Annotated in this window: 16 protein-coding genes; 9 read left to right on the forward strand and 7 right to left on the reverse strand. The window is 43.6% G+C overall.

The window, feature by feature from the left end:
* Positions 1 to 127 precede the first annotated feature (127 nt).
* Positions 128 to 871 (reverse strand): DeoR/GlpR family DNA-binding transcription regulator, encoded by a 744-nt coding sequence (locus GXP67_RS30540; RefSeq protein WP_162446646.1) that lies wholly within the window; start codon positions 869 to 871, stop codon positions 128 to 130.
* 251 nt (positions 872 to 1122) lie between these two features.
* On the opposite strand from GXP67_RS30540, the gene GXP67_RS30545 reads away from it, so the two are divergent.
* The 5 genes from GXP67_RS30545 to GXP67_RS30560 are packed head-to-tail and all read left to right on the forward strand — an operon-like array spanning position 1123 to position 6573.
* A complete protein-coding gene (locus GXP67_RS30545; RefSeq protein ID WP_232064697.1) occupies positions 1123 to 2937 on the forward strand; it encodes a glycoside hydrolase family 9 protein in 1815 nt (604 codons plus the stop codon).
* 35 nt (positions 2938 to 2972) lie between these two features.
* Positions 2973 to 3638: a polysaccharide deacetylase family protein gene (locus tag GXP67_RS37585; protein WP_232064702.1), complete on the forward strand. Its 666-nt coding sequence runs from the start codon at positions 2973 to 2975 to the stop codon at positions 3636 to 3638.
* Between the two features lie 51 nt (positions 3639 to 3689).
* Complete coding sequence (locus GXP67_RS30550; RefSeq protein WP_162446647.1) at positions 3690 to 4640, forward strand: ROK family protein; 951 nt, start codon at positions 3690 to 3692, stop codon at positions 4638 to 4640.
* Between the two features lie 5 nt (positions 4641 to 4645).
* Positions 4646 to 5803 carry an MFS transporter gene (locus GXP67_RS30555; protein ID WP_162446648.1) on the forward strand — a complete coding sequence of 386 codons (1158 nt, stop codon included), beginning with the start codon at positions 4646 to 4648 and terminating at the stop codon, positions 5801 to 5803.
* 8 nt (positions 5804 to 5811) lie between these two features.
* Entirely contained in the window at positions 5812 to 6573 is a 762-nt protein-coding gene (locus GXP67_RS30560) for a sugar isomerase domain-containing protein (protein ID WP_162446649.1), read from the forward strand.
* Positions 6574 to 6654: 81 nt separating this feature from the next.
* Here GXP67_RS30560 and GXP67_RS30565 read toward each other — a convergent pair whose 3' ends face one another.
* From GXP67_RS30565 to GXP67_RS30590, 6 genes are all read right to left on the reverse strand, one after another.
* Positions 6655 to 9831 (reverse strand): PVC-type heme-binding CxxCH protein, encoded by a 3177-nt coding sequence (locus tag GXP67_RS30565; protein ID WP_162446650.1) that lies wholly within the window; start codon positions 9829 to 9831, stop codon positions 6655 to 6657.
* A gap of 53 nt (positions 9832 to 9884) precedes the next feature.
* Positions 9885 to 10751, reverse strand: a complete 867-nt coding sequence (locus tag GXP67_RS30570; RefSeq protein ID WP_162446651.1) for a ThuA domain-containing protein — start codon at positions 10749 to 10751, stop codon at positions 9885 to 9887.
* A 167-nt stretch (positions 10752 to 10918) separates the two neighbouring features.
* Positions 10919 to 12427, reverse strand: a complete 1509-nt coding sequence (locus tag GXP67_RS30575) for a RagB/SusD family nutrient uptake outer membrane protein (protein ID WP_162446652.1) — start codon at positions 12425 to 12427, stop codon at positions 10919 to 10921.
* Positions 12428 to 12453: 26 nt separating this feature from the next.
* Complete coding sequence (locus GXP67_RS30580) at positions 12454 to 15930, reverse strand: SusC/RagA family TonB-linked outer membrane protein (RefSeq protein WP_162446653.1); 3477 nt, start codon at positions 15928 to 15930, stop codon at positions 12454 to 12456.
* A 95-nt stretch (positions 15931 to 16025) separates the two neighbouring features.
* On the reverse strand, positions 16026 to 17063 hold the full coding sequence (locus GXP67_RS30585; protein WP_162446654.1) for a FecR family protein: 1038 nt from the start codon (positions 17061 to 17063) through the stop codon (positions 16026 to 16028).
* Between the two features lie 116 nt (positions 17064 to 17179).
* A complete protein-coding gene (locus GXP67_RS30590; protein WP_162446655.1) occupies positions 17180 to 17764 on the reverse strand; it encodes an RNA polymerase sigma factor in 585 nt (194 codons plus the stop codon).
* Between the two features lie 531 nt (positions 17765 to 18295).
* On the opposite strand from GXP67_RS30590, the gene GXP67_RS30595 reads away from it, so the two are divergent.
* The 4 genes from GXP67_RS30595 to GXP67_RS30610 all read left to right on the forward strand — a co-directional run bounded on the left by GXP67_RS30595 (position 18296) and on the right by GXP67_RS30610 (position 26562).
* On the forward strand, positions 18296 to 19024 hold the full coding sequence (locus GXP67_RS30595) for a GntR family transcriptional regulator (RefSeq protein WP_162446656.1): 729 nt from the start codon (positions 18296 to 18298) through the stop codon (positions 19022 to 19024).
* Between the two features lie 62 nt (positions 19025 to 19086).
* Complete coding sequence (locus GXP67_RS30600) at positions 19087 to 21777, forward strand: ROK family protein (protein ID WP_162446657.1); 2691 nt, start codon at positions 19087 to 19089, stop codon at positions 21775 to 21777.
* An 8-nt stretch (positions 21778 to 21785) separates the two neighbouring features.
* Entirely contained in the window at positions 21786 to 24122 is a 2337-nt protein-coding gene (locus GXP67_RS30605) for a GH92 family glycosyl hydrolase (protein ID WP_162446658.1), read from the forward strand.
* Positions 24082 to 26562 (forward strand): GH92 family glycosyl hydrolase, encoded by a 2481-nt coding sequence (locus tag GXP67_RS30610; RefSeq protein WP_197901588.1) that lies wholly within the window; start codon positions 24082 to 24084, stop codon positions 26560 to 26562. The genes GXP67_RS30605 and GXP67_RS30610 overlap by 41 nt, the downstream gene beginning before the upstream one ends.
* Positions 26563 to 26565 lie beyond the last annotated feature (3 nt).

Below are 26565 nucleotides of genomic sequence, written 5' to 3' on the forward strand. Positions count from 1 at the left end.
TATTTGTAAAATAGTATGGAAGTTAAATTTGCTTTCTAGAGGAATATTGAATCCGATACGGAAAAATTTGCAACCAGTAAAATCCTGCTCTGTAGAGTAAATCAAGATCGGAGTACTTGCTGAAAGCTTATAAAACATGAAAAAACTTTGTGTATTTTTTTAGTTTTTCGTCGGCCGTGTCCAGTTCGGTAAGCAGGTAATGAACCGAAGTAAGCGGACAAACCTGCATCCGTTGAGCCGTATCCAGTTTCTCTGAAATGCTTAACAGGGCTGTTTTCTCTGCGGATTTTACCATGGCTTTTTTCACCTGAACTACCTCCCAGTCATTGTCCGTTACTCCTTCCTGAACCGATAAACCATTTGTGCCGACAAGACATAGATCAACCCTCAGTTCTGAAAGCTGATTAATAACAGAGGAGCCGGTACAGATATAGGTGTTCCGCGATACCCGTCCGGCAAGCAAAATAACGTCTATGGTAGACCGTTGTGCTACTTCCAGAGCCACCAGGGGACTTACAGTAAAAAACGTGCCTTTAAAAGTTGACGGAATAATTCTAGCCAGTTCCAGCATTACGGTGCCCCCTCCGGTCAGGATAACCATTCCCTCTCTCAGCAGTGTAAGTGCTTTCCTGGCAATTTCCTGTTTTTCGGCTTTGGCATATACAGCTGGCTGCTGAAATGGCTGGTGGAAAGTAGTAGAAATAGCCCCTCCATGCACTTTTTTTATTCTGCCTTTTTTCTCCAGTTCACTCAAATCACGCCTGATGGTGTCAAGCGAAACATTCATTAACTGGCATAGGTCAGTGGTAAGTACTTTGTGATGCACATTAATTTGCTGGAGTATAACGTTCTGCCGTTCTTCCTGAAGCATAGAAGTGAAAAGGATGAGTGATGGTTAAATGTAACTAACTTATATAGCCTCAATATACTAGAATTATAAAGTAAGTATGCATTTTTTTGCGGTATTTATTTTTATCGCCTATGAAATGTTTATGACTGTATTTTATCAAATTAAAATAATTTCGAATGTTTGCTTGCATTATAATGCGTGAAATATATATTTGATGAATCATTCACGCAAATCACAGCAAATTTTCTTGCCCTATACCCATTCGCTTTCCTATGAACTTTTGTAACCTGATATTCTACTTTTTTCTGCACCTGGTATTGGCTTTTTCTGTAACCGGACAAGATAAAGCCCAGGCCTGGATCAGGATCAATCAGCTGGGGTATGCACCCGACGCAGTGAAAGTGGCCGTATATGGAACAAAAATGAAAGGCGGGGGTATTAAAAGTTTTGAGCTGGTACAGGCAAACACATCAAAGGTAGTATTGAAGAAGGAGGCAGGCAAGGACTTTGGAGCGTATGGTCCTTTTAAGAGTGCTTTCCGTTTAGATTTTAGCCAGTTTAAAACTCCAGGCACCTATTATCTGAGGTCAGGTTCCACCAGATCGCCAGAGTTTTCTATCAGTGAAAAGGTATATCAGGGTAAGGCAGATTTTGCCTTGCGGTATATGCGCCAGCAACGAAGCGGCTATAATCCTTTCCTGAAAGATTCCTGCCATACCCACGATGGCTATACCGTGTATGGCCCAATGCCCGATGGTACGCACCTGGATGTAGCCGGCGGCTGGCATGATGCAACGGACTATCTGCAATATGCAACGACTTCGGCCAATGCCACCTATCATCTGCTGGCAGCCTACCGCGATTTTTCTCCGGTTTTTACAGATACACACTTAGCAAACGGACTGGAAGGCACCAATGGACGGGCTGATGTGCTGGATGAAGCTACCTGGGGACTGGAATGGCTCATGAAAATGCATCCTAGAGAAGACTGGATGTTTAACCAGTTAGCCGACGACCGCGATCATGCCGGGTTCCGGATGCCTCATAAGGATACCGTAGATTATGGCTATGGAAAAGGGAAGGGAAGGCCGGTATATTTTATTACTGGAGAGGTGCAAGGCTTGGGAAAATTTAAAAATCGCGCAACTGGAGCTGCTTCCACTGCCGGAAAGTTTGCCAGTGCCTTTGCTTTGGGTTCGCAGTTGTATCGTTCCATTGATCCGGCCTTAGCCCAGACCTTACAGACCAAATCTCAGTCTGCTTATCAGTATGGACTCGCCAAACCTGGGGTAGCCCAGACATCCTCTGTAAAAGCGCCTTATTTTTATGAAGAAGATAACTGGGTAGATGATATGGAATTAGGAGGGGCCGCCATTTATCAGCTCACCCATGACAAATCGTATTTTGATAAGGCAGTTGCTTATAGCAGCCAGGAAAAGATCACTCCCTGGATTGTGAACGATACAGCAAGGCATTATCAGTGGTATCCATTCCATAACTTCGGCCATTATGAACTGGCTTTAAAAAGTGATAAGGAAACCAGAGATAAGCTTATAAGTTATTATAAAGAAGGGATTGAAATCGTATGGCAACGGGCAAAAAACAATGCTTTCTACCGAGGTGTTCCGTTTATCTGGTGCTCTAATAACCTCACTACCTCTTTTGCTATCCAATGTTATCTGTATAGAAAATTAACCGGCGATCAAACCTATGTTCAACTGGAACAGGCTTGTTTCGACTGGCTGTTTGGTTGTAATCCCTGGGGGACCAGTATGGTATACGGCTTGCCTGCTCAGGGCGATACACCGGTTGATCCGCATTCTTCTTTTACGGTTCTGCACAACTATCCCCTGGATGGCGGTTTGGTAGACGGACCGGTATATGGCAAAATTTATAACCGCTTACTGGGATTGAAACTTGGGAGTGCAGATGAATATGCCCAATTTCAATCGGAACTGGTGGTATACCATGATGATTACGGCGATTACAGCACCAATGAACCTACGATGGATGGCACCGCCTCAGTGATTTATCTACTGGCGGCTAAAGACCATGAGTCCAGGGAGGTGACCCAGGGAAAAAAGTAGTTAGGGATGCACATGGAGCTATCATACGAGGTGATGTGTCGAGAAAAGAAATAGCCCTGGTATTTACCGGCGATGAATTTGCAGATGGGGGAGAAGTGATACGGAGTACCTTGCGTAAGCAAAAAGTGAAAAGTACCTTTTTCTTAACCGGAAATTTTTATCAGAATCCTGCTTTTGCTTCATTAATAAAAGGATTGAAGAAAGACGGGCATTATCTGGGGGCTCATTCCGATAAACATTTGCTCTATGCCGACTGGTCAAAACGGGACAGTTTGCTGGTAACCAGAAAAGAATTTGCGCAAGACTTGCAGGATAATTATACACGGATGGAAGCGTTTGGCATAGCCAAAAAGGAGGCGCCCTACTTTCTTCCGCCCTATGAGTGGTATAATGCTACTATTTCTCAATGGACAAAAGAAGCAGGTTTGCAACTGATTAATTTCTCTCCGGGCACCCGTTCCACCGCAGATTATACTTATCCGGAAATGGGCGATCGCTATGTGTCATCTGAAAGGATTTATCAGTCAATTATGCAGAAAGCATCTACAGATGCTTATGGGTTAAATGGATTTATTTTACTCATCCATATCGGAACTGATACCAGAAGAACAGATAAATTCTATGACCGGTTAGATACATTGTTGACGGAGTTGAAAGCGAAAGGCTACCGGTTTGTCCAGCTTGCGGAGTTGCTGGAGTGATTTGCAGGTGATACGATACAAATAATTTTTACAAGCATTTACTTTACAAGCATGCCCTTTTTAGGAATAGATTTAGGAGGAACCAAACTGGCGGTTGCCCTTTTTTCGGAAGCCGGCGAAATAGTATCAAAAGAAATATTTCCTCTGGAAAATAGAAAAGGCACGCAGGTTGGGCAATTGATCACGGATCAAATTCAAAAATACCTGGATTCAGATCGAACTATGATTCAATCTATTGGGGTGTCTGTTCCTGGTATTAGCCGGAGTAAATCAGGTACAGTATGGGCACCTAATATTCCAGGCTGGGAAGATTATCCCTTGTTGCAGGAAATCAGGCAACTCACCGGAAGTATTCCAGTACAGATAGAGAGTGACCGTACCTGTTATATTCTGGGCGAACAGTGGCAGGGAAATGCCCAAAGCTGTACAGATGCTATCTATTTATCTGTGGGAACAGGTATCGGGGCAGGTATTATGGCAGATGGCCATGTACTGCATGGGGCGCATGATATTGCCGGAGCAATCGGCTGGATGGCTTTGCGTAAACCTTTCCAGAGTAAATATACTGATTGTGGATGTTTCGAATATTATGCTTCCGGTGAAGGCATCGCCAGGTTAACCAGAGAGATTTTAGCACAACGGACGTATTACAGAGGCGAACTCAGGAAAGAAACTTCTGAAAATATTACAGCGCATCAGGTTTTTGCTGCCTATCTAAAGCGGGACACAGTAGCGATTCAGGTAATCAACGAATGTATCGAATACTGGGGAATGGCGGCCGCAAACCTGATCAGCATATTCAATCCGCAAAAACTCATTTTTGGAGGGGGTGTATTTGGCCCGGCTGTGCAGTTTATACCCTTGATCCGAGAGGAAGCCGCAAAGTGGGCACAACCAGTAAGTATGAAGCAGGTAAGTTTTGAAGAATCGGTTCTGGGGGGCAATGCAGGAGTAGTAGGCGCTGGTTTTCTGGCTTTAAAAAATATACATAACCCGGCATAGTTTGTATGAAAAATACGAAAACCATATTTTTTGCGGCTTGCCTGGGTATGTTGCTTTTTGGCATTGGCTTAATTACACTAGGTTCGGTGGCTACCGGTCTTCAGGCAAAATTCAGCCTGGATGCTATTGCTTCAGGAGCCATGTTTTCGATTCTGCCGGTTGGAATTTTAGCCGGTTCGCTTCTGTTTGGGCCATTCTGCGACAGATTCGGCTATAAATATTTTCTGCTTTTGTCTTGCCTTTGCATGTTTGCCGGATTTCAGGGGATTGCCTATGCTTCTTCCTTAGGGATTTTAAAAGTATGCATATTTCTGTTCGGATTTGGCGGTGGTTCTATCAATGGAGCTACCAATGCGGTCGTTTCAGACATAAGTTCAGCCAACAAAGGAGCCAACCTGAGTTTACTGGGCGTATTCTTTGCAATTGGTGCGTTGGGAATGCCTTTTATTCTGGGTACGCTCGGAAAACAATATTCATTTGAGGCGATCTTAGCTACCGTAGGCTACCTGACACTGCTGATCGGCTTATTTTTTGTATTCACCACCTTTCCCGAACCCAAACAAAAAGAGGGTATTCCATTCTTAAAAGGGCTGCAATTATTAAAAGACCCCTTGTTAATTCTGATCGGCTTTTTTCTGTTTTGCCAGAGCAGCTTTGAGGGGATTATCAACAACTGGACCACCACCTATTTGTCCAATGAATTATCAGTATTTCAAAGCAAAGCCCTATATGCTTTATCCTTATATGTAGTAGGTATGGCAGTTATGCGGATTTTAATTGGAAGTGTGTTCAGGTCATTTTCTTCGCAAACTATTCTTTTTCTCTCATTTGCCTTACTACTGGCAGGTTGTGTATTGCTTCAGGTAGCCTCATCCTATTATATAGCGGTTTCTGGACTAATATTAATAGGAGCCGGATTAGCGGCCGGATTTCCTGTCATGCTGGGATTTGTGGGGGAGCGGTATAAAACCTTATCTGGCACCGCCTTTAGCTTAGTGCTGGCCATGTCGCTGATCGGAAACATGATCGTAAATTATCTAATGGGTGTGATTGCCGAAGCCTTTGGCATAGCGCATCTCACCAGTGTCGTGTTTACTTTGTTGGCGCTGATGATACTCTTATCCCTCCGTATTTTAAAGAAAATTAACTTTCAACACTTATAAAATCAATTATGTTAGCAAAACAATGGCTTACGAATGCCCGGGAAATTATGTCCCGGATCGAAGAAACCCAACTGGATCATATTCAGAAAGCTGCCGAGGTAATGGCAGATAGTATTGAAGCAGGGCGATGGGTGCATACATTCGGATGCGGACATGCTACTATTCCAGTAGAAGAAATGTACCCCCGTATTGGTGGATTTGTGGGTTTTCATCCGATGGTTGAACTACCACTGACTTTTTTTACGCGGATCACCGGAGAAATGGGCGTGCATCAGTTTGTATTTCTGGAAAGGGTAGAAGGATATGGGGTAGAGATTATGAAGGGCTATACCTTCGATCCGCAGGATACGATGTGGATATTTTCCCATTCGGGTATCAATAATGTAAATATAGATGTGGCCTTAGAAGCAAAAAAACGCGGCATGAAAGTAATTGCCTATGGGTCGGCAGCCGAAGCTAAAGGTAAACAAACCCGACATTCCAGTGGAAAAACTATTTTCGATATAGCCGATCTAGTAGTGGATACCTGTGCACCTATTGGCGATGCATCCGTTCCGCTGAAAAATCACCAGGACAAAGTCGGTCCGGTGTCTACCATGGCTTTTGTTACCTGTGTATGGATGACAGTTACTACCGTCGCAGAAATCCTGGCTGAACGGGGGGTGAAACTATATATTCATCCCTCACACAATGCGCCTGGCGATGATACCTCCAGGCAACGCCTCGATGAAGCCCTGGCTGAATACAAACGGAGGGTAGCAGGCGTGTAAAATGATATATAATCAGGTAAGACCACTTTAATAAAACAGGCTGCTTTTCAAAGCAGCCTGTTTTATTTTATCCTGTATCAGTTATGGTTCCAGGGGATGTTCTTTCAGCAATTCCTGAGGTGTATAGAAATTGTTTTTATCCGTAACAGATGCCCGTACTGCTTTTACTTTTTCTGCAGTTACAGCAGGTGCTTTATTTCCGAAAGAATTTCGGACATAGGTTAATACAGCGGCTACTTCCTCATCTTTGAGCATACCACCAAAAGGAGTCATGGGTACTTGTCCTGCATACTTCCGTCCCTGTACTTCGATAGGGCCTTGCAAACCTTTCAGGACAAGCTTGATCAAACGGTCTTCATTGCCGGTTACCCATTTGGTATTCTGTAGGGGAGGAAAACCTGAAGCTGATAATCCATCCCCATTTTCCTGATGACATGTAATGCAAAAACCTTCTTTGGCATAAATGGCTTTGCCCTTCACAAATAACTCCCGCTCCATTCCTTTTAACTCTGTGCTCACGGTTTCTGCCTTTTTCTCAGTCACTGATTTTCCATTCAGGTGCGCCACAGCCGTTTCATAGGGAGGTACCATCCAGTCGTCTAAGGGATGTTTACTGGCCTCATTCAAAATAGCCAGGCCTTTTTCTTTCTCCAGCCAGGAAGCCGTTACAATGGCTTCCAGTCGTACCCGTCCGTGCGGATCTTTTGCTGCTTGCATGAGCAGATCTGCCTGATCATTCACCTGATGGCCAGTATAACGCAGCACCCGCACTGCCGCAGCTCTGGCGCGGTGATCTTTGGCTTTCAGCAACTGCCGGAGCAAGGTTTGATCTACTTTGTTAAGCCCCCAGCTTACCCATAAGCCTTCCAGCAGGTGATGTTCATATTTAGGATCATTCTTATCCAGTTTTGTGGCCCAGGCAGTAATCTGAGGGAGTACTTCCCCTGCATTACGTCCTCTCAGTTCTCTGCGGGTGCGGTAGCGGGTACGGTATTCCGGTAGTTTCAGGTTATCAAGCAGTTCAGAAATGCTGGCTCCGGCTACTTTAGCTGGTGTTACCAGTGGCCTCCCAGGATAGGTAATGCGGTAAATTCTGCCATGTACATGATCCCGGAGGGGATCGCGGGCATTATGCTGCATGTGGCCGATCAGGATATTGTGCCAGTCGATCAGATACAGAGAGCCATCAGGCGCAAACTCCATATCCACCGGACGGAAATTCCGGTCATCGGATACCACTACATCCTGGCGGTGGCGGCTTTTATAGCCGGTTCCATCTTCCTCCAGCACATGCTCTTTCATGCCCAGAAAGCCAATGGTATTATTGATGAGCAAGTCTCCTTGTATACTATCCGGAAAATGGCGGCTGTACACAAATTCCAGTCCCGATGTCGGCCTGACTTTATGTTTATCTTCAATTAACTGCTTGGATTTATGGGTAGCTACGCCGTACCTGGATTTTACGGAGCCGGGCATCATCCAGCGGACATCCGGAGAAGAGGTTTCTGCAAAAAAGTTTTGCCCCCATTCATCAAAGGCAATACCCCAGGGATTAGGAATCGAGAGTTGAGCCGTACGTTCCAGGTGGCGGCGCTGGGGATTGAAGCGGTAAAAGCCTCCATTGGTAGCCCGTACCGTACCATACGAAGTTTCCACATTGGTATGCAAAAAAACACCTTCACCCATGTATATAGCACCGGATTCATCGGCAGCATAAGCACTGTGCGCATGGTGGGTATCATGGTCATCAAAGCCGCTCATAATGATTTCTTTGGTATCTGCCTTGTCATCACCGTTGGTATCCCGCAAGAGTACCAGATTAGTGCCTTGTGATACATATACACCTTCAGGAGCTAATTCAAAGCCTACCGGCAGGTGCAAACTATCGGCAAAGGTAGTCTGTTTGTCGGCTTTGCCATCGCCATTGGTATCTTCCAGAATAATGAGTTTATCATTGGGTTTGGCATCACCGGGTTTATAATGCGGATAAGAAGGCATGGTGGCAATCCACAAGCGGCCTTTATTATCGAAGGAAAGCTGCACCGGATTGGCTACATCGGTGAATTCTTTTTCGGAAGCAAACAGCTCAATTTTGTAACCTGGAGCAGCTTTGAGCCTATTGAGGGCATCTTGTCCATATAAATATTCCAGGCTGCCATTTTTCTCAGGATTGTAATTGGTTTGAACAGGAGGCAGGGTGGAAGTAGATTGATCAGCTTTGGCGACATCCATTTTCGTACCTTTCAACGCCTGCCAGATGGACTGATCCCGGATAGCGGTCATTTCCCGGATTTTAGTAAGCTCGGCAGGATAGTTATCTGGCCCAAAAGGGTCGTAGCGGCGGCCAAATACATGTACGCCATTGGGAATTTTGAAATCATTGTGCCACATCCAGTTCTTTTCCAGCACAGCCGCTTTCACCAGGGCACGGTTTTTTTCAGCAGTCTCTGTAATTTTTGTTTTGCCAAATACGCCATCAGCTAGCACAGGAGCAAATCTGGCATAGCCCGCATCAGTCAGTTGAGAACCATCAATGGTGAGAAATTCTTCGGTCTTGTTATACCACTCTTTCGTAGGCGCAAATACATCAAGAAAAATCACTTTGTTTTTAGCAGCCACTTCTTTCATGGCAGCGGCATACAAAGCCAGATTTTCGTTCTCTTTCTTTCCGTTGGGATAGTCAAATTTACCAGACAGGTCTTCAAAAGCAATGGGCGAAACCAGCGCAAGCTGAGGCGGAGTAGTGCCATTGTATTTTTGTTTGAAGGTATGTTTGATAAAGGCATCCAGTTCAGCTTTGTAGTTGGCAAGTCCTTCTTTTCCCTGGAAAGATTCACTATAGCCATAGAAAGCAATGATTACATCGGCCTTGAGTTTGGTGAGCCACTGGTCTTCAGTTTCAAAGTGGCCTTCACTTCCGGAGGGTTGCGCCAGTTCAGTCTGGAATTTTTCAGCACCGGGGAAAGCCCAGGGAGATACTCTGCCGGAATGCGGACGAAAACCTGGCGTATTGCCTCCATCGCACATATTGCGGATAAAAAGCGAATGTTCCGGATAGCGCAAGTGCATCTCGGTTTCAAAATGGCCATAATTCATCATTCTGGAACCCAGGTTATTGCCGATCAGGACAATATGTGAACCCTTCTTGAGTGTCAATACAGGCGGTGATAGTATGAGTTGAAATGCACACAAAATACTTACTGCCGTAATCAATATTACAAGCAGTAGTTTAAAATTGTTTTTTATATAGATTGACATGTAAAAGGTGTTAGGTTGCAGCTAAAATTATTCATTAAGATAAGAAACTTGTATTACATTCCCCGGTAAGGCACATTTATTTCCATTTTGCCCTTCCATTTTTTCGGAACAGGTTTGCCTAAAGTCCAGTGAATCGCATTTACCACTAAACGTTGGAAAGACTCTACTCCAAAATCTTCCGGATGACCCATGGTGGTGGCAAAAACCCGTCCGCCAGCAGGCGTTTGCCAGGTCCAGGCTACCGGATTATCTGCAAAGCCGGCCTTGTTCGGATTCACAGCTTTTCCCATCAATAACCAGGTTGATCCTTTTGCCGGGTAATCGGGCAGTACTTTATAGAGCCATGAACGCACATGAAAAGCGGGCTCAACCCCTTTCAAAATGGGATGTTTAGCGGCATCAGCAATTACCGAAACATCAGTACTGCAATCATGGCCGCAGTGGGTATGACCAGCTTTGCCACCCCAGCCGGGAGGCGAGCCCAAAGCAAATTCCCCAAAGGCATTCCATTTTCTCAGCGGATGGCCTTCCGGATAATTAAAAGCATGTGTACTGGTCCGGAATCCCATCACTGGTTTCCCAGAGTTTAGATATTCTTCTATGTATTGAACCTGCTCAGCCGGCAACCGCCGCCAGCGAAGGTAAAATACAGCCAAATCAGCTTCTTTGAGGGTTTCCAGGCCAGGAATATTTTCTTCTGCATTCTGGTCGGGATAGGCTTTTAATACTTTTACATGCATGTTATAGTTCTTTTCCAGTTCGGCTGCAAGCAAAGGCAATGTTGATTCCCCACTATACTCATGGTCGCCGGTTACAAATACGATGAGTGGCTTTTTATTCTTATTCTGAGCATGCGTTACTCCAGTTAGTGCAAGGATTAGTATAAAACAGAGGCAGACGGGAAGAAAAGGTATTTTCATTTTTTAATATGTTAGTTTAAAGCAGCTATGGTTTTTACATTATGTAAACAGCTCGGAAATGATGGATGTACTCTCTTGATATACTGGAAAGGTAAGTCCTAAAAGCAACTGTCCTGAATTTCAGGACAGTTGCTTAAATAGTATTAAACTTAAGAGCTGGTAACTATTTAATATCCGGTATTTTGCACCAGATTTTTGTTATTTCTGATCTCTGCTGTTGGAATAGGGAATAATAGTTCTCTCTCTTTTAACACCGGTCCATATGAAAACTGGTGGCCAACATAATTGTCAAACTTTTTGGTACTTACATTAAATGCTTTGCGGAGCCTGGCCATATCAAACCAGGTTACGTTTTCAAAACTTAATTCGTACCAGCGTTCCCTCCATATGGCTTCTCTGAAAGTCTGCTGATCTAAGCCAGATAAGTCTGGAAGCTGAGCTCTCTTGCGGATTCTGTTGATCGCATCATAGGCTGGCGTAGAAGGCCCGGATACTTCATTAGAGGCTTCGGCATAGGTTAATAATACTTGTGCAAAACGCATTAAAGGCCAGTTCATGCCACTGCTGGTGGTAGTAAGATGGGCTTCATTATCAAAATGCTTATAGATATAGTATCCACCCAGGTCAACGGTTTTTGTTCTGTCGCTGCTGAGGGTAAAGTTTTTGTAATAGAACTGTTTTTCCTGTACCCGTTTGTCTCCCGGTTCATAAGATTCAACAAATTCTTTATTGGCGAAGATAGCCCCGGTTTCATCAGAATAGGCAGAAATACCCTGGTTGTAGGGGATGATAGATACCTGTAAACCATTTGAATTCACAATACTTCCCGAAAACTGAACCATAAAAATATGCTCACCCCGGTTTTCAGTGGCTACACTGTGCAATCCATCATAGGTATCAAACAAGGTATACTGGCCAGTCTGGATTACTTCGGCGGCTTTATCGGCTGCTTTCTGATAATACTCCGTTCCTTTTTGCAAGGGAAAACCAGCCATGGTGAGGTATACTTCTGCCAGCAGGGATTTTACTGCCCCTAAAGACACTCTTCCGGTGGTATTTGTAAAAGACAATCCGGAAGATTCGGCTGTTACCAGATCTTCTACGATCTGCGTATAGATCGCTTCCACTTCTGCAGGGCTTGGGTAAAGATCAGGCGAATTCAGTTCTACCGGTTTAGTAATCAGGGGAATTTTCCCGAATATCCGGACCAGGTTGAAATAGTAGTGGGCTCTCAGGAATCTGGCTTCGCCCAGGAATTTGTTTTTCTGTGCTTCGTCCATAGTAATGCCAGGTATCTTGTCAATGGCCAGATTGGCATTGGCGATTCCTCTGTAGTAACTCGTCCAGTAGGTGCCGCCATAGGTGTTGTCGGAATTATTAACCAGATTACGGACAAATATGCTATTCACGGCCTGTCCTAGTTCAGTATTGGCAAGTCCGGTGGCAAATTCCAGCATCATCCATGGCGCACCGTTAAAGCCGCCACCTGTCGTGGCCCGTAGGCTTTCATAGATAGAATTTACAGCGCTTTCGGCATGTTCGGGCTTATTAAAATAGGTGTCAACGGTAAAGTTAGACTTGTCTGGCTCTTCCAGGAAATCTGAGCAACTGGTACCGGCAAACAGCAGGGCACCACAAAGGAAAACTTGGCTGAGGTTTTTTATGGATATGTTCATAGGAGTTTCTTTTAAATGTTACAGAATTACAATCCGATGTTGAGGCCAAACATAAATACTCTGGGTTTGGGATAGTCATACAAGGCTACACCCTGATCGAATGTACTGCCAGATGTAGAAACTTCCGGATCATATCCTTCATATTTGGTCCGCAAAAAGAAATTCTGGGTAGAAGCAAATATCCGCAGGCGGCTTAAATGCAATTTTTCGATCAATTCCGGAGCAAAAGTATACGCGAGTAAGAGGTTTCTTCCTCTCAGGAAGGAGGCATCCTGCACCCGGTAGGTATCATTGTTGGTATTATACCCGGCAGATACTGGCCTTAATTCAGCCAGGGGTGTATTCTGGTTTTGGGGTGTCCAGCCGTTCAGTACAGTTTTAAAGCTGTTGGCAATACCTACCCGGTCTTCGGCAGAGTGCTTGCTTCTAAACAGTACATCATTGCCATACATAAATTGCAGATCAACAGTAAGGTCGAAGTTTTTATAGCGGAAAGTATTGAGAAACGTGCCAAATCCATCCGGAATACCTTTGCCGATAATTACCCGGTCGTTGTCATTAATAACCCCATCATTGTTGGTATCCTGGTACCGGATATCGCCTGGTTTTTTCAGGTATTTGGCTGCTTCATCGGCTTCTTCCGTTTTCCAGGTACCCAGGTGTGTATATCCAAAGAATGAACCTACCGGCTCTCCTTCACGGATTACGGTAGAACCTTCAAAAATATCAGCTCCTCCGGTTAAGGCAATAACTTTGTTTCTGTTGACAGAAAAATTAAAAGTGGTGTTCCAGGAGAAGTTAGTTGTATTAATGTTTACAGTATTTATACCCAGTTCAATTCCCCGGTTTTCCATGCTGCCAATATTCCGGCTCACGGTGGTAAAGCCGCTGCTGGAAGGTACTGGTGCACTCAGCAACATATCGGTGGTTAGTTTACGGTACACATCGAATTCCAGAGAAAGTCTGTTTTTAAACAAGCCCAGTTCCAGGCCAGCATCCAGCTGGTGGGTTTTTTCCCATTTTAAATCCGGATTAGCGAGGCGGTTGATACCGATACCGATTGCTCTGGTATCATTAAAAACCAGCTGATAATTTCCCATGCCTGCAAGCGCCTGATAAGCTGTAATTTCTGAGTTGCCGGTTACGCCATAGCTGGTGCGCAGTTTCAGGTTAGAGATCACCGGAATGTTTTTTATAAAATCTTCATCAGATAACCTCCAGGCCAGTGCGGCTGATGGGAAAAAGGCATATCGGTTGGCCGAACCAAATTTAGACGAACCATCCACACGGCCTGTGAATGTAACCAGATATTTGTCTTTCAAGCCGTAGTTGATGCGGCCAAAATAAGAATTCAAGCCATAGGCACTGGTAGAAGAACTGGGCGCAATTACGGTAGAGCCGGCACCTAGATTATTGAAGGTATAATAATCATCCTGGAAACGCTGTGACTGGGCTGTATTTGCAAACCTATCAACATGCTGCCAGGAAAGCCCTAACAAAGCATTAACAGAATGTATCTCAGCAAAACGTTTGTTATAGGTAAGATAATTTTCAAACTGCCAGGAATTATGGCGTTCGTTGGTAATGGAGGCATCACCGCCCTGGTTACGTGAAATATAGTTGAGGGTACGTCCGCCATAATAATCTACCCGCTGGTTGATAATATTCGTTCCCAAGGTTGACCGCAATTCCAGGCCTTCAGCTAAGCGGATATTGGCATATAAATTCCCCAGCATGGTTTGCGTTTTTACAAAAAATAAACGCTCTTGTAAAATATTCAGCGGATTGCCGCCACCTTCCATCCCGGGATAGTCTTCGTTGCCTCCCCAGCGGCCATCCGGGTATTTTACAGGGATAATGGGTAATGCCTCCAGCACCTGCCGCATGGCGATAATACCACCGGCTCCTAAAGGATCAACCTGGTTTTCATTCTGGTCGTTGTAACTGATGGTGCCACCTACCTTTAACCAGTCTTTGATCTGGGTATCCATTACAAAGCGGCCGGAATACCTTTTTAACCAGGAATTTCTTACCAGTCCATTTTCATTCCGGTAACCGAGATAAGCGCCATAGCTGTCTTTGCCATTGCCACCAGTAAAAGAGAGTTGATGATTCTGGGTAAGTGCCTTTTGAAAAGCTTCATCCTGCCAGTCGGTATCATATAAGGGATTGCCATTGGCATCGAATAGCAAAGGATTGGTCCGTTTGGTTTTAGGGTCAGGGTATTTGCCGCCAGCCCAGCCTACCGGATCGTATTTCTGTGCATTGGCATAGGCTAATTCTTCTACCTGCAAAAATTCCCTGGAGTTGAGCAAAGGTATTTTCCGGGGCAGTACGCCAATACTAAAATCGGTATCATAATTCACTCTTCCGCCGCCCTGGCTGCCCCGTTTGGTAGTTACCATAATTACGCCATTGGCGCCTCTTGCCCCATAAATAGCGGTAGCTGACGCATCTTTTAATACCTCAATAGAAGCAATGTCATTGGGATTGATATAATCGATAGGCGTACTGCCGTTGGTTAGATTGGTTACATTCAGAATCACCCCATCAATTACATACAGCGGATTATTGGTCACACTCACGGATGTATTTCCCCGGATACGGATATTGGCTCTTCCGCCAGGACGGCCGGAATTTACCGATACGTTCACCCCGGTGATTCTGCCAGCCAGGTTCTGATTCAGCGAAGCTGCCGGACGTTCCTGCAGGGTTTCTGCTTTTATCGTACCAACCGCACCAGTCAGGTCGGATTTACGCTGGGTTCCATACCCTACTACCACTACCTCTTCCAGAGATTTAATATCAGGTTTTAACGAAATATCTATTACTGAGCGGTTATTAATGGCAATTTCCTGGGTAGCATAGCCAATGTACGAAGCCACCAGCGTACCATTGCCATCGGGAGCAGTAAGGGTATATTTTCCATCCGAATCAGAGGTTGTACCAGTAGTAGTACCTTTTAACAGAATAGTTACCCCAGGCAATTGCTGGTTATTTTCATCGGTGATGGTACCGGTAATCGTCAGGGCTTTTACGGCTTCTGTGCGAAAAGTATTATTTGAAATGAGGTGGTTAAGACTGGTGCTGTTTTCCAGACCGGGTTGAAAGGCTGGATTATTTATGCGTTTAAAAGAGGTGCCATTTCCCAGATCGTTCGGTTTATCCTTTTTAATAATCACATATACTTTTTTTGACTTCTTAAATTCCAGGTTATAGGGTTTAAGCAAGTTATCCAGGACTTCATCCAGCGTTCCTTCCGCTTTAAACCGTTGGGTGATTTTATTGCGTACCAGTTCGCTCTTATATACAATCGATACATCGTAAGCTACTTCCAGTTCAGTAAGTGCTTGCTCCAGCGATAAAGATTGTAGCGGAGAACCGGCGGGAACTAATAAATCAGTTGTTGGTACAGGCAGGGAGGAAGCAATGGTTTGTGCGAAAGCAACCGGAGGAAGCGACAGCATCGCCATAAGTATGTAGTACTTTTTTAACTTCATCATAGGTATTTTATGGTTAAAGGATTAGATTAAATTTATCAAGAGGGATGATTTTTACTCATCCGGAACAAAATTCAATGAGTGATTTTACAATGTTGTTACTGTTTTTTTAAGAATACCAGCTGGTTTTTTTCTTTGATTATGGTATAGTTGAAGGATTCGGAAAGAACAAATAATATACTTTCGATACTGTTGCTGGGCACAGAACCTGTAATTTTCTGGTTGAGCAGGCTAGTGTCCGGAATACTCACTGTTAACCCATAAGTTTCTTCCAGGATGGTTTTTATCTGGGCAATAGAAGTATTTTTAAAGATCAGCTTATTCTGCGTCCATGAGAGGAATTGTTGTGGATCTACGCGCTTTTTTACATATCCGGAAGCTGTATTTGCCAGTTCAACTGATTCACTGGGGTCCATCAATACCTGTCTGGTAGCTTCTTTCTGCTGGATAAGCAATTTTACTTTACCGGATTGCAGTATGACCTGGGTACCGCTTTTTCGGTTTTTAACATTAAAGGCTGTTCCTAACACTTCCACGTCCATACCGGAAGTAGTTTTTACAAGAAATTTCTGATGATTGTGTGTATGCACCACCGAAAAATAGGCTTCTCCTTCCACCCAAACCTGCCGGGGTTCATCCTGGTCCCATTCAGCGGCATAGCGGATAGTGGAATTGCTATTGAGCATCACCATAGATTGATCCGGTAAGACAAGGCTTCTGGTTTTGCCATACGCAGTTTTGTATTCTATCATTTCCGCAGGCCGGAAAACCACATAGTATAATAAAATGCCTGTTAGCAAAATGGTACATACGGCGGCTATACGCTGATATCTGGAAAGGAGCCAGATCGGTTTTGGTTTGGAAGATATAGCTACAGGCGTATTATACTCTCGCTTTCTGGTCGTTTCAATTCTTTGCCAGAGTTTGTCAATCCGGCTATTGTCTACCAATGGATTTTCCTGCAAAGCCATCTTTTTCAGGATTTGTCTGGCATTTTCCACCAATGGCTGTTTTTCCGGATACTGCTGTAACCAGTTTTCCCAAAACCGGCTGCTATTTTTGTCCGGGAACAGCACCCATTGCTGAAACTGTTCATCAACAAGAAAATCCTCCAGTAAATAATCCAAATATTCCATCAAAAATCACAATTAATGACCTTTATTAGCAAAGGGCACTACTCCACATCCGGTACTCACATTTTTTGCTTTTTTTGCAAAATATTTTTGAAATGTATAAAAGGCTGGACCTGTACTCAGGCGATCAGAAAAAGCAGCAGGTGAAAGCTGATAAAGGTAGATATCAATTCTTTCCGCAATGCTTTCATGGAGCGGAACATCAGGTTTTTTACGGACTGGTAATTGATGAGCAGCAAACTGCTGATTTCTTCGTAGCTTAAGTTGGCATAAAAGCGCAAATAAATAATTTCCCGCTGATTTTCACTCAGTTTATTAATTCCCTGCTTTAACCTTTCTTCCTGCTCGTAGTTGAGCTGGTTTAAGATCAGTAATGTTTCGTGAGGGAATACTATATCTGCATCAAATTCGTCTGTAATGGAGGTGGTACTTTGTAAGCTTGTCCGGTGCCGGGCAACAACTCTGATGATTTTTCTTTTCAGCGCTTTAAACAGATATAGTTTCACAGCATCGGTATCTCCCAGATGCTCTTTTCTCCCCCATAGTTCTATAAACAGGTCGTGAATACAATCTTCTACAATATCCGTATCTTTTACCAGCTTCATCCCATACCCAAAAAGCATTTTTACATACCGGCTGTAGATCTGTGCAAAGGCAGCTTCATTCCCATTCTTAAACTTTCTCCAGACCTCTTTGTCATTCATAATACGCCACTGTTTTGGATAATTTGAACGAATAATCTATTATTAATTTCCTTGTAAAACCCTACAATAAATAGAAGAAATTATACTGCTGAAATATAAATATTACAAGCTTTTTTGTATAGGTTATATCTAAAAAATACTTGTAAAAGTCACAATTTATAGTAAAAAAAATAAAAACAAAACACTTTTGGGGTATTTTCCCTTTTTCTTCTGGAACTAAAGCTGTTTAATTACCAGAATGAAAAATCAGTCTTAAAAGATTGGAGAAAGAGTTTAGTAAACAGAAGAATTTAAATTATTGATATCGATGATTTGACTCCATCAGATAATTACTGAGACAGATGCCAGATCCATGTGTGAATGGAATCGGCAGATAGTCTGTATGAGAATATATTCTGATTTGCCTGCGTATTTTCGCAATAGTTCATCTCTGATATCAGTACAACTTTTTGCAATACTGTAGTAAACCACCACATATTTTATCATATTTGAAGCCTTAGTCATTGCAGAACATTTAATAAATAGTTACAAATGCAAATCAACCACGCTTCTCTTATTCCTTTGCACAAACAGATTGAAGATTTGATTCGGGAACTGGTTGAAAGTGGAAAATATGATGGAGGAAAGCTGCTGCCTAAAGAAGAAGAACTGGCTAGGCGGTTTGGGGTTTCGCGCAATACAGTTCGCCAGGGGATTTATAAACTGGTGCTGGAAGGATTGTTGATCCGGAAAAAAGGCGTAGGTACACAAATAGCTCCCAAAACCATCACCACCCACCTGGACGAATGGCATAGTTTCACACAGGAAATGACCCGGAGAGGCGTTTCCTTAAAAAATTACCTCGTCAAGGTTAGTAAGGAAGGAGCTGATACTGTATTAGCAGAAGCATTTCAGATAGACAAAGATACCCAGCTAATAAAACTGGAAAGATTACGTGGTGATGATAAAGCACCCTTTGTTTATTTCATTTCCTGGTTTCATCCCCGGCTTGGATTAACCGGTGAAGAAAATTTTCATCGGCCTTTATACCAGCTTCTGGAACAGGATCTGTCGGTGTTTCCCAGCCGTTCCAGCGAAGAATTAAAAGCAGTAGCTGCTGATGCAGTCGTAGCCAGACACTTAAATATTCAGGAAGGCTCGCCTGTTTTATACCGCAAGCGGCTGGTGTATGATGCCGGAAACCGGAGCATTGAGTACAACATTGGCTTTTACAGGGGAGATAAGTTTACCTACTCGATTGATATTAAAAGAAATACATAATTTTTAATTTCCTGTAGAATTATTTGTAATATTTCTTTACATTTGTTCATATGTTTGAACATATGAACAAGTATTATGTTGGATTGGATATTGGAGGTTCTCACATCGCAGCTGGCATCGTACAGGTTGGGACAGTGCAAACCATAACTCAATTTCCTGTTCTTACACAATTAATTAACAGTGCAGACAGGGCAGAGGTAATACTAGAGCAGTGGAGTAAAACCATTGAAGCTATCTGCCGGGACCACAATATTTCTGCACTTAATGGAATAGGTTTTGCCATGCCCGGACCCTTTCAGTATGAAAAGGGAATTGCAGCCATTGAAAGTTTGCACAAGTATGATGATTTGTTTGGATTAAATATCAGGACTATGCTGGTTAATCAGTTAAGCAGCCAGTTAGCCATGCAAGCAAGTCAGGTTGAATTTGTGAATGATGCGCATGGATTTTTGTTAGGGGCTGTTCAGGCAAATGGCTGGAAGAAAGATAAAGTGTTGGCTGTTACGATAGGTACCGGATTAGGGGGTGGTTTTTATTCCGATGGTCAGGCAAGGATAGAAGGGCCGGGGATTCCGGAGGGTGGATTTTTATACTATCAGCCATTTAAAGAAGGAATAGCCGAAGACTATATATCTACCCGCTGGCTGCTGAACAGGTTTAATGCTTTAAAAGGCAGCACCCTGCAGAATGTAAAACAACTGGTAGATTACTATCCGGCAGATGCCATCACTTATAAAGTATTTACGGAATTCGGCACTCACCTGGCCCAGTTTCTAACTCCCGTGATAGAGTCTTTTCAGCCAGATCAGATCATATTCGGAGGAAACATAATGAAGGCTTACGGGTATTTTAAAGAAGCTTTCCTGCAGACGTTAAAACAAACCAGCTATACTTACCAGATACATATGACAGATAATACAAGTTCACTTGCCATCCGAGGAGCCGTACAGGGATTGATAGAAAAAGATAAAGAACAGCACAGTAAAGCCAACTACCGGGAAACGCATCAACCACTGTTACCTGTGGAAAAACTTGTCCTTTCTTCCCAAGGTTATGATATTTATCCAACGTTTAAACTGGAAAACGGCTCTATTTACACAGGTTTCGAAAGTCTGGCTGATTGGATAGCTGCGAAAGAGAAAGTAGTGATTGAGGGATATGGAGGAGTGCTTTGGGAACAATTCGTAGACAACCTGAATCAGCAGTTTATCCGCAAAGGTGTTCGTGTGAACTGGCTTTGTATGGATGCTGCCTGGAAAGATGAAAATGAGATCAATCAAATGATTGAACCGTATCTGGGCGGAGATGATCCTATCTTTGGAAATGTGTATCCAGGTGAATTAAGTGACTTTTTTGACCTGGGGAGATTGAAAAAGCTTCAGCCAAAAAAGGCTGGAATTAATATATTGTATGGTTGCGGCGCAGCTTTAGCAGGCTGGAATGCACCCCTCGTATATCTGGATGTACCTAAAAATGAAATTCAGTTCCGTTCGCGGGCGGGAAATGTTTGCAATATCGGAGCTTTACAACCCATTAAACCTGGTCCGCAATACAAACGCTTTTATTTTGTAGACTGGGCAGTACTCAATAAACACAAAAAGCAAATCCTTCCTTCTATTGATGTAATTGTAGATGAACAGCGAGTAGAGGATATCACCTGGATGAACGGAGAGAAGTTTAGAGATGCCTTGCAATCCATGTCGCAGCATATGTTCCGAGTGCGGCCCTGGTTTGAACCCGGTGTGTGGGGCGGACAATGGATAAAAGACAGAATAGAAGGCCTGAGCAAAGAAGTAGTAAATTATGCCTGGTCGTTTGAGCTAATTGTGCCGGAAAACGGAATTATTCTGGAAAGCAACCGCCATTTGCTGGAAGTATCCTTCGACTTTCTGATGTTTGCCGGGAATGAATCAGTATTAGGAAAAGCAGCCAGGCGTTTTAAATATGAATTCCCGATCCGCTTCGATTTTCTGGACACTTTTGATGGTGGAAACCTTTCTTTGCAATGCCATCCGACTACAAAGTTTATCCAGGCGAATTTTGGGGAGAATTTTACCCAGGATGAAACCTATTATATTCTCGATGCCAAAGAAGAGGCAAAGGTATATTTGGGTTTTCAGGAAAATATCAACAAAACTGAGTTTAGAGAAAAGCTGGAGGATAGTTTTCAGAATAATACTCCGGTTGAAGTAGAGAAATATGTACAGGTATTTCCGGCGCAGAAACACGATCTGTTTCTGATTCCCAATGGAACTGTACACTGCTCCGGGAAAAATACCATGGTGCTGGAAATCAGTGCAACACCCTATATCTATACCTTTAAAATGTATGACTGGCTCCGCCTGGACCTTAAAGGTTTACCCCGTCCACTGAACATTGACCGGGCTTTCCGGAACCTGGATTTTGAACGGAAAGGTGAGAAAGTACAGCAGCAATTATTGTCGAAGCCAGAAGTAATCAAAAAAGGCCAAGACTGGCAATTAATTAATCTGTCTACCCATGAAGAGCATTTTTATGCTATTCAACGCATCGAATTTGATTCCTCGGTAGAGATAGCCACCGAAGGGCAGTGCCATATTTTAAGCCTGGTAGAAGGAAGTTCTATTACCGTCCGGACAGGCGCATTGGAACAGACTATTCATTATGCTGAAACTTTTGTAGTGCCGGCTGCTGCCGGAAGTTATGTACTTATCAATGAAGGCAAGAGCCAGGCAAAAGTAGTAAAAGCATTTGTTAAGGATGATCACTGTTAATATCCCCTATGTATACGATAAGAAACCTTGTAATCTTATTTTTAATTATATGTGTGCCGGTTTTGCTACTGGCTCAGCCAAAGCAGCCGGTAGATTATGCCGATCCTATGATCGGTTCGTCTGAATCCCGCTGGATGCTGAACCCTGGCGTAACAATGCCCTTCGGAATGGTGCAATTGAGTCCGGATAATCAGGGGAATGTATGGAAAGCTGGGTATGAATATACCTTAAATAACATTGGCGGTTTCAGTCACATCCATTCCTGGACCATGTCTGGCCTTTCAATTATGCCTACCGTGGGTGCTTTAAATACCAAACAAGGGCCTGCTGATGGCCCCACTACCGGCTGGACTACCGGGTACCGCTCCAGAATTGATAAAAAAACAGAACAAGCCAGTCCAGGCTATTATGCGGTAACGTTGATGAATGGAAATATCCGCACTGAGTTAACAAGTACCACCCGGGCAGGTTTTTTTCGATTCACCTATCCCCAGGAGGAAGAAGCACATATTTTGATAGATCTGGATTTCCCGGCAGAAAACAAACCTAAAATTCTGGATGCCCGCATTACACAAGTAAACGACAAGGAAATTGAAGGCTATTCTAAACAGCAGATGGATGACTGGAATGAGTACACGGTTCATTTTGTCGTGCGGTTTAATAAACCAATCGGGTATTTTGGCGGCTGGAAAAAGGATAGCGTTTTGCACAAAGTAAAAGAAGTAACCGGCAGTGGCGATATTGGGGCATTTGCAGATTTCAAAACGCAAAAAGGCGAAGTAATTCTGATGCAGACTGGTATTTCGCTGGTAAGTGTGGAAGGGGCAAGATTGAACCTGGAAACGGAGATGAATCCGTTTAACTGGAATTTTGATTCGGTCAGGAATAATGCCAGAACCACCTGGAATACCTTGCTTAGTAAGATAAAAGTAGAAGGCGGCAGCGAAGAAAATCTTAAGAAGTTCTATACCAATCTGTATCGTTCCTATATTGCCCGTACCATCTGGAGCGACGTTAATGGCAAATATGTAGATGTATGTGAACAAGTACGTACACTTGATGATCCCAAATCTCCCATCCTAGGGTCTGATGCTTTCTGGAATACCTTCTGGAACCTGAACCAGCTATGGACATTGGTAAATCCGGATATTGCCAATATGTGGGTAAAATCCCAGCTGGAAATGTACAAGCACGGCGGCTGGCTGTCGAAGGGACCTGCAGGAATTGAATATTCTGGTATTATGGAAGCTTCCCACGAAATTTCACTGATTGTGAGTGCTTATCAGAAAGGTATCCGGAACTTTGACGCTGCTACAGCTTTTAAGGCAATGCTTCATCAACAGACCGTACCTGGAGTAAAACACGAATGTGGGGGGTATGCCGGAAATAAGTTTTTTGACTCGTACATGAAATTAGGCTATGTGCCGCATGAAGAAGGCCAGGTTTCTAATACCTTAGAATATGCCTATGACGATTGGTGTGTAGCCCAGATGGCCAAAGCGTTGGGCAAAAAAAGTGAATATAAAGGGTTTATTAAACGGGCGGGGAATTATAAAAACGTATTCGATCCGGAAACAAAATACATCCGCATGAAACACAAAGATGGCGCCTGGGTGAAAGACTGGAATCCCTATTGCTGCACCTCGTTCAATGGAACCGGCTATCTGGAAGGCAATGCCTGGCAATACAGCTTTTTTAATCCGCATGATGTACAAGGCATTCTCAACCTGATGGGGAAAGATGAATTTAACAAGCGGCTGGAAGAAGGTTTTGAAAAATCTGCCAGGTTTAGTTTCAATGCCGAAGCCGATCTGTACGACCGGGTGCCGATCAATCATGGAAACCAGCCCAATATGCAGGCGGCCTATTTGTTCAATTATTCCGGTAAACCCTGGCTTACTCAAAAATGGGCACGTGAGATCATGAATACCTACTACGGTTCCGATCCTTACCATGGCTGGCTGGGCGACGAGGACGAAGGACAAATGGGAGCCTGGTTTGTAATGAGCGCCATGGGGCTTTTTGAAACAGATGGAGGGGCTTCTGTAAAACCCTTTTATGAAATAGGCAGTCCCTTGTTTGAGAAAACGACCATTACCCTGGATAACCAGTATTATTCTGGAAAAACCTTTGAAATTGAAGCCAGAAATACTTCGGATAAAAACATTTACATTCAGTCAGCAACTCTAGATGGAAAGCCATTAACCAAGCCATGGTTTTATCATGCGGATCTGGTAGATGGAGGAAAACTAGTACTGGAAATGGGACCAGAACCCAACCAAAACTGGGGAAGCAAACCACAGGATGCACCGCCTTCTATGTCAGCGGCAGCAAATGCTAAGTAAGCAAATTGAATATATAATAGATAAAGTTAAGCTGCTCATGCGCTATTCTAATTCTACCTTTTCTGTACTTACTTGGTTGCGATTTGTTAATCAGCGAGCATTTGTTATTCTGGTGATACATATAGTATTGGTATGTGTTTTCTCTGATACTTCAACTGCACAAACAGCCAAACCCGATTTTACGCAATTCGTTGATCCGCATATTGGCACAGCCCATTGCCGCTGGTTTCATTTTACCCCAGGGGCTATTCCTTTCGGTATGGCTAAACCAGCTCCTTCTACAGATGGGCATTATGGAAATAAATCCGGATGGGAAGCAGTAGGCTATGATTTTAGACATGAATCCATTGAAGGTTTTGCAAATTTTCATGAATTCCAGATCGGCGGAATAGTGTTTGCACCTCTAACCGGCAAACTGCAAACCATTCCTGGCAAATTAGAAAATACAAACGAAGGTTACCGTTCTCCCTTTGACCGCAAAGATGAAAAGGCAACGTCCGGATATTACTCAGTGGTATTAAAAGAGTATGGTATAAAAGCGGAACTGACAGCTACTGAGAGAGTGGCTTTTCACCGCTATACTTTTCCGGCAGGCAATGAGTCCCATATTCTGTTTGACATAGGAAACCGCCAGGGTGAAAGTGGCCGGGTGAAAGATGCTAAAGTATATATGACACCAGATGGCCGCATTGAAGGTTTTGTTACTACCCTTCCGGAATATGTGCAGAAATACCAGGCAGGAGCCGAAGTAAGCATGTATTTTTCAGCTGTTCTGGATAAAAAACCAACGGCTTTTGGTGTATTCAAAGGAAATGAGCAGCAAGCCGGGAAAAAAGAATTGTCTGGAGAAGGGGCAGGAATGTATCTGACTTTTACTACCAAAGCCAATGAATCAGTCACCATCAAAGCCGGACTTTCTTATACCTCCATTGAAAATGCCCGCCTGAACCTGCAAACAGAAGCAGCTAATTTAAGTTTTGATCAGGCAAAAAATCAGGCACTCTCTACCTGGAATACTTATCTGGGCCGCATACAAGTAGAAACTTCCAACCGGGCCGACAAAGTAAAATTTTATACAGGCTTATACCATGCTTTATTAGGCCGTGGACTTGCCAGTGATGTAAATGGAGCGTATCCAAAAAATGATGGCACCGTAGGGCAAATTCCTGTAGATAAAAATAACAAACCGGTTCATCATCATTACAATACCGATGCCATTTGGGGGGCTTTCTGGAACCTGACACAGCTTTGGGCTCTGGCCTATCCGGAATATTATTCAGCATTCGTAAAAAGCCAGTTGCTGGTCTATAAAGATGCCGGCTGGCTGGGCGATGGCATTGCCAATAGTAAATATGTATCTGGAGTGGGCACCAACTTTGTCAGCCTGGTAATGGCCAGTGCCTATATGTGCGGCATCCGAGATTTTGATGTAAACTTAGCCTATGAAGCATCCTTGAAAAACGAAATCGACGGGAATAATCGTCCAAGAGGGGCCGGGAAACTGGATGTAGACCGCTTTGTAAAATATGGATTTGTTAATCACATTGATAAGTCAGATGCTTCGGACGAAATATGGCGTTTTTCCGGTTCTCATACACTCGAATATGCGTTTAGTTCTTTTTCTGTAGCTCAATGGGCAAAGCTATTAGGGAAAGAGAAGGATCACCAGCAACTGATGCGTTTATCCAAGGCCTGGGAGCAACTCTACGACCCGAAGACACAATTCCTGCGGCCAAAATATGCTGATGGTAAATTCATTGATAATTTCAAACCCACCGAAGTATGGCGGGGATTTCAGGAGGGTAATGCCTGGCAATATACCTTTTATGTACCACACGAACCAGAAAGTCTGGTAGCTAAAGTAGGAAAAGACCGATTCAACTCGAGGCTCGACAGTATTTTCACCGTTTCTCAAAAAGCAGTGTTTGGGGGTGGCAAAAATATTGATGCCTTTGCCGGCTTAGAAGGGTTATACAATCATGGAAACCAGCCTAACCTACATATTTCCTGGCTGTTCAATTATTCCGGCAAACCTTCACTTACTCAGAAATGGGCACGGGCCATTTGTAATGAATTCTACGGAACAGAAGGTGTACACGGCTATGGCTATGGCCAGGATGAAGACCAGGGACAATTGGGAGCCTGGTATGTGATAGGCAGCATGGGTTTATTTGACGTAAAAGCACTCACGGAAACGGAACCCAGTTTCGGCATAGGAAGTCCGCTTTTTACTAAGATTACGATTCAACTCAATCAAAAATATTATAAAGGAAAAGAGTTTGTAATAGAAGCCCGGAACAACAGCCAAAAAAATAGCTATGTACAATCTTTTACAATGAATGGAAAGAAACTCTACAAACCATTTATTCCTTTTAAGTCGGTGACTGATGGCGGTACATTAATTCTGGAGATGGGCAATAAGCCCAAGGATAGTTATTAGAAC

It is taken from the genome of Rhodocytophaga rosea (assembly GCF_010119975.1).
Classification (GTDB): domain Bacteria; phylum Bacteroidota; class Bacteroidia; order Cytophagales; family 172606-1; genus Rhodocytophaga; species Rhodocytophaga rosea.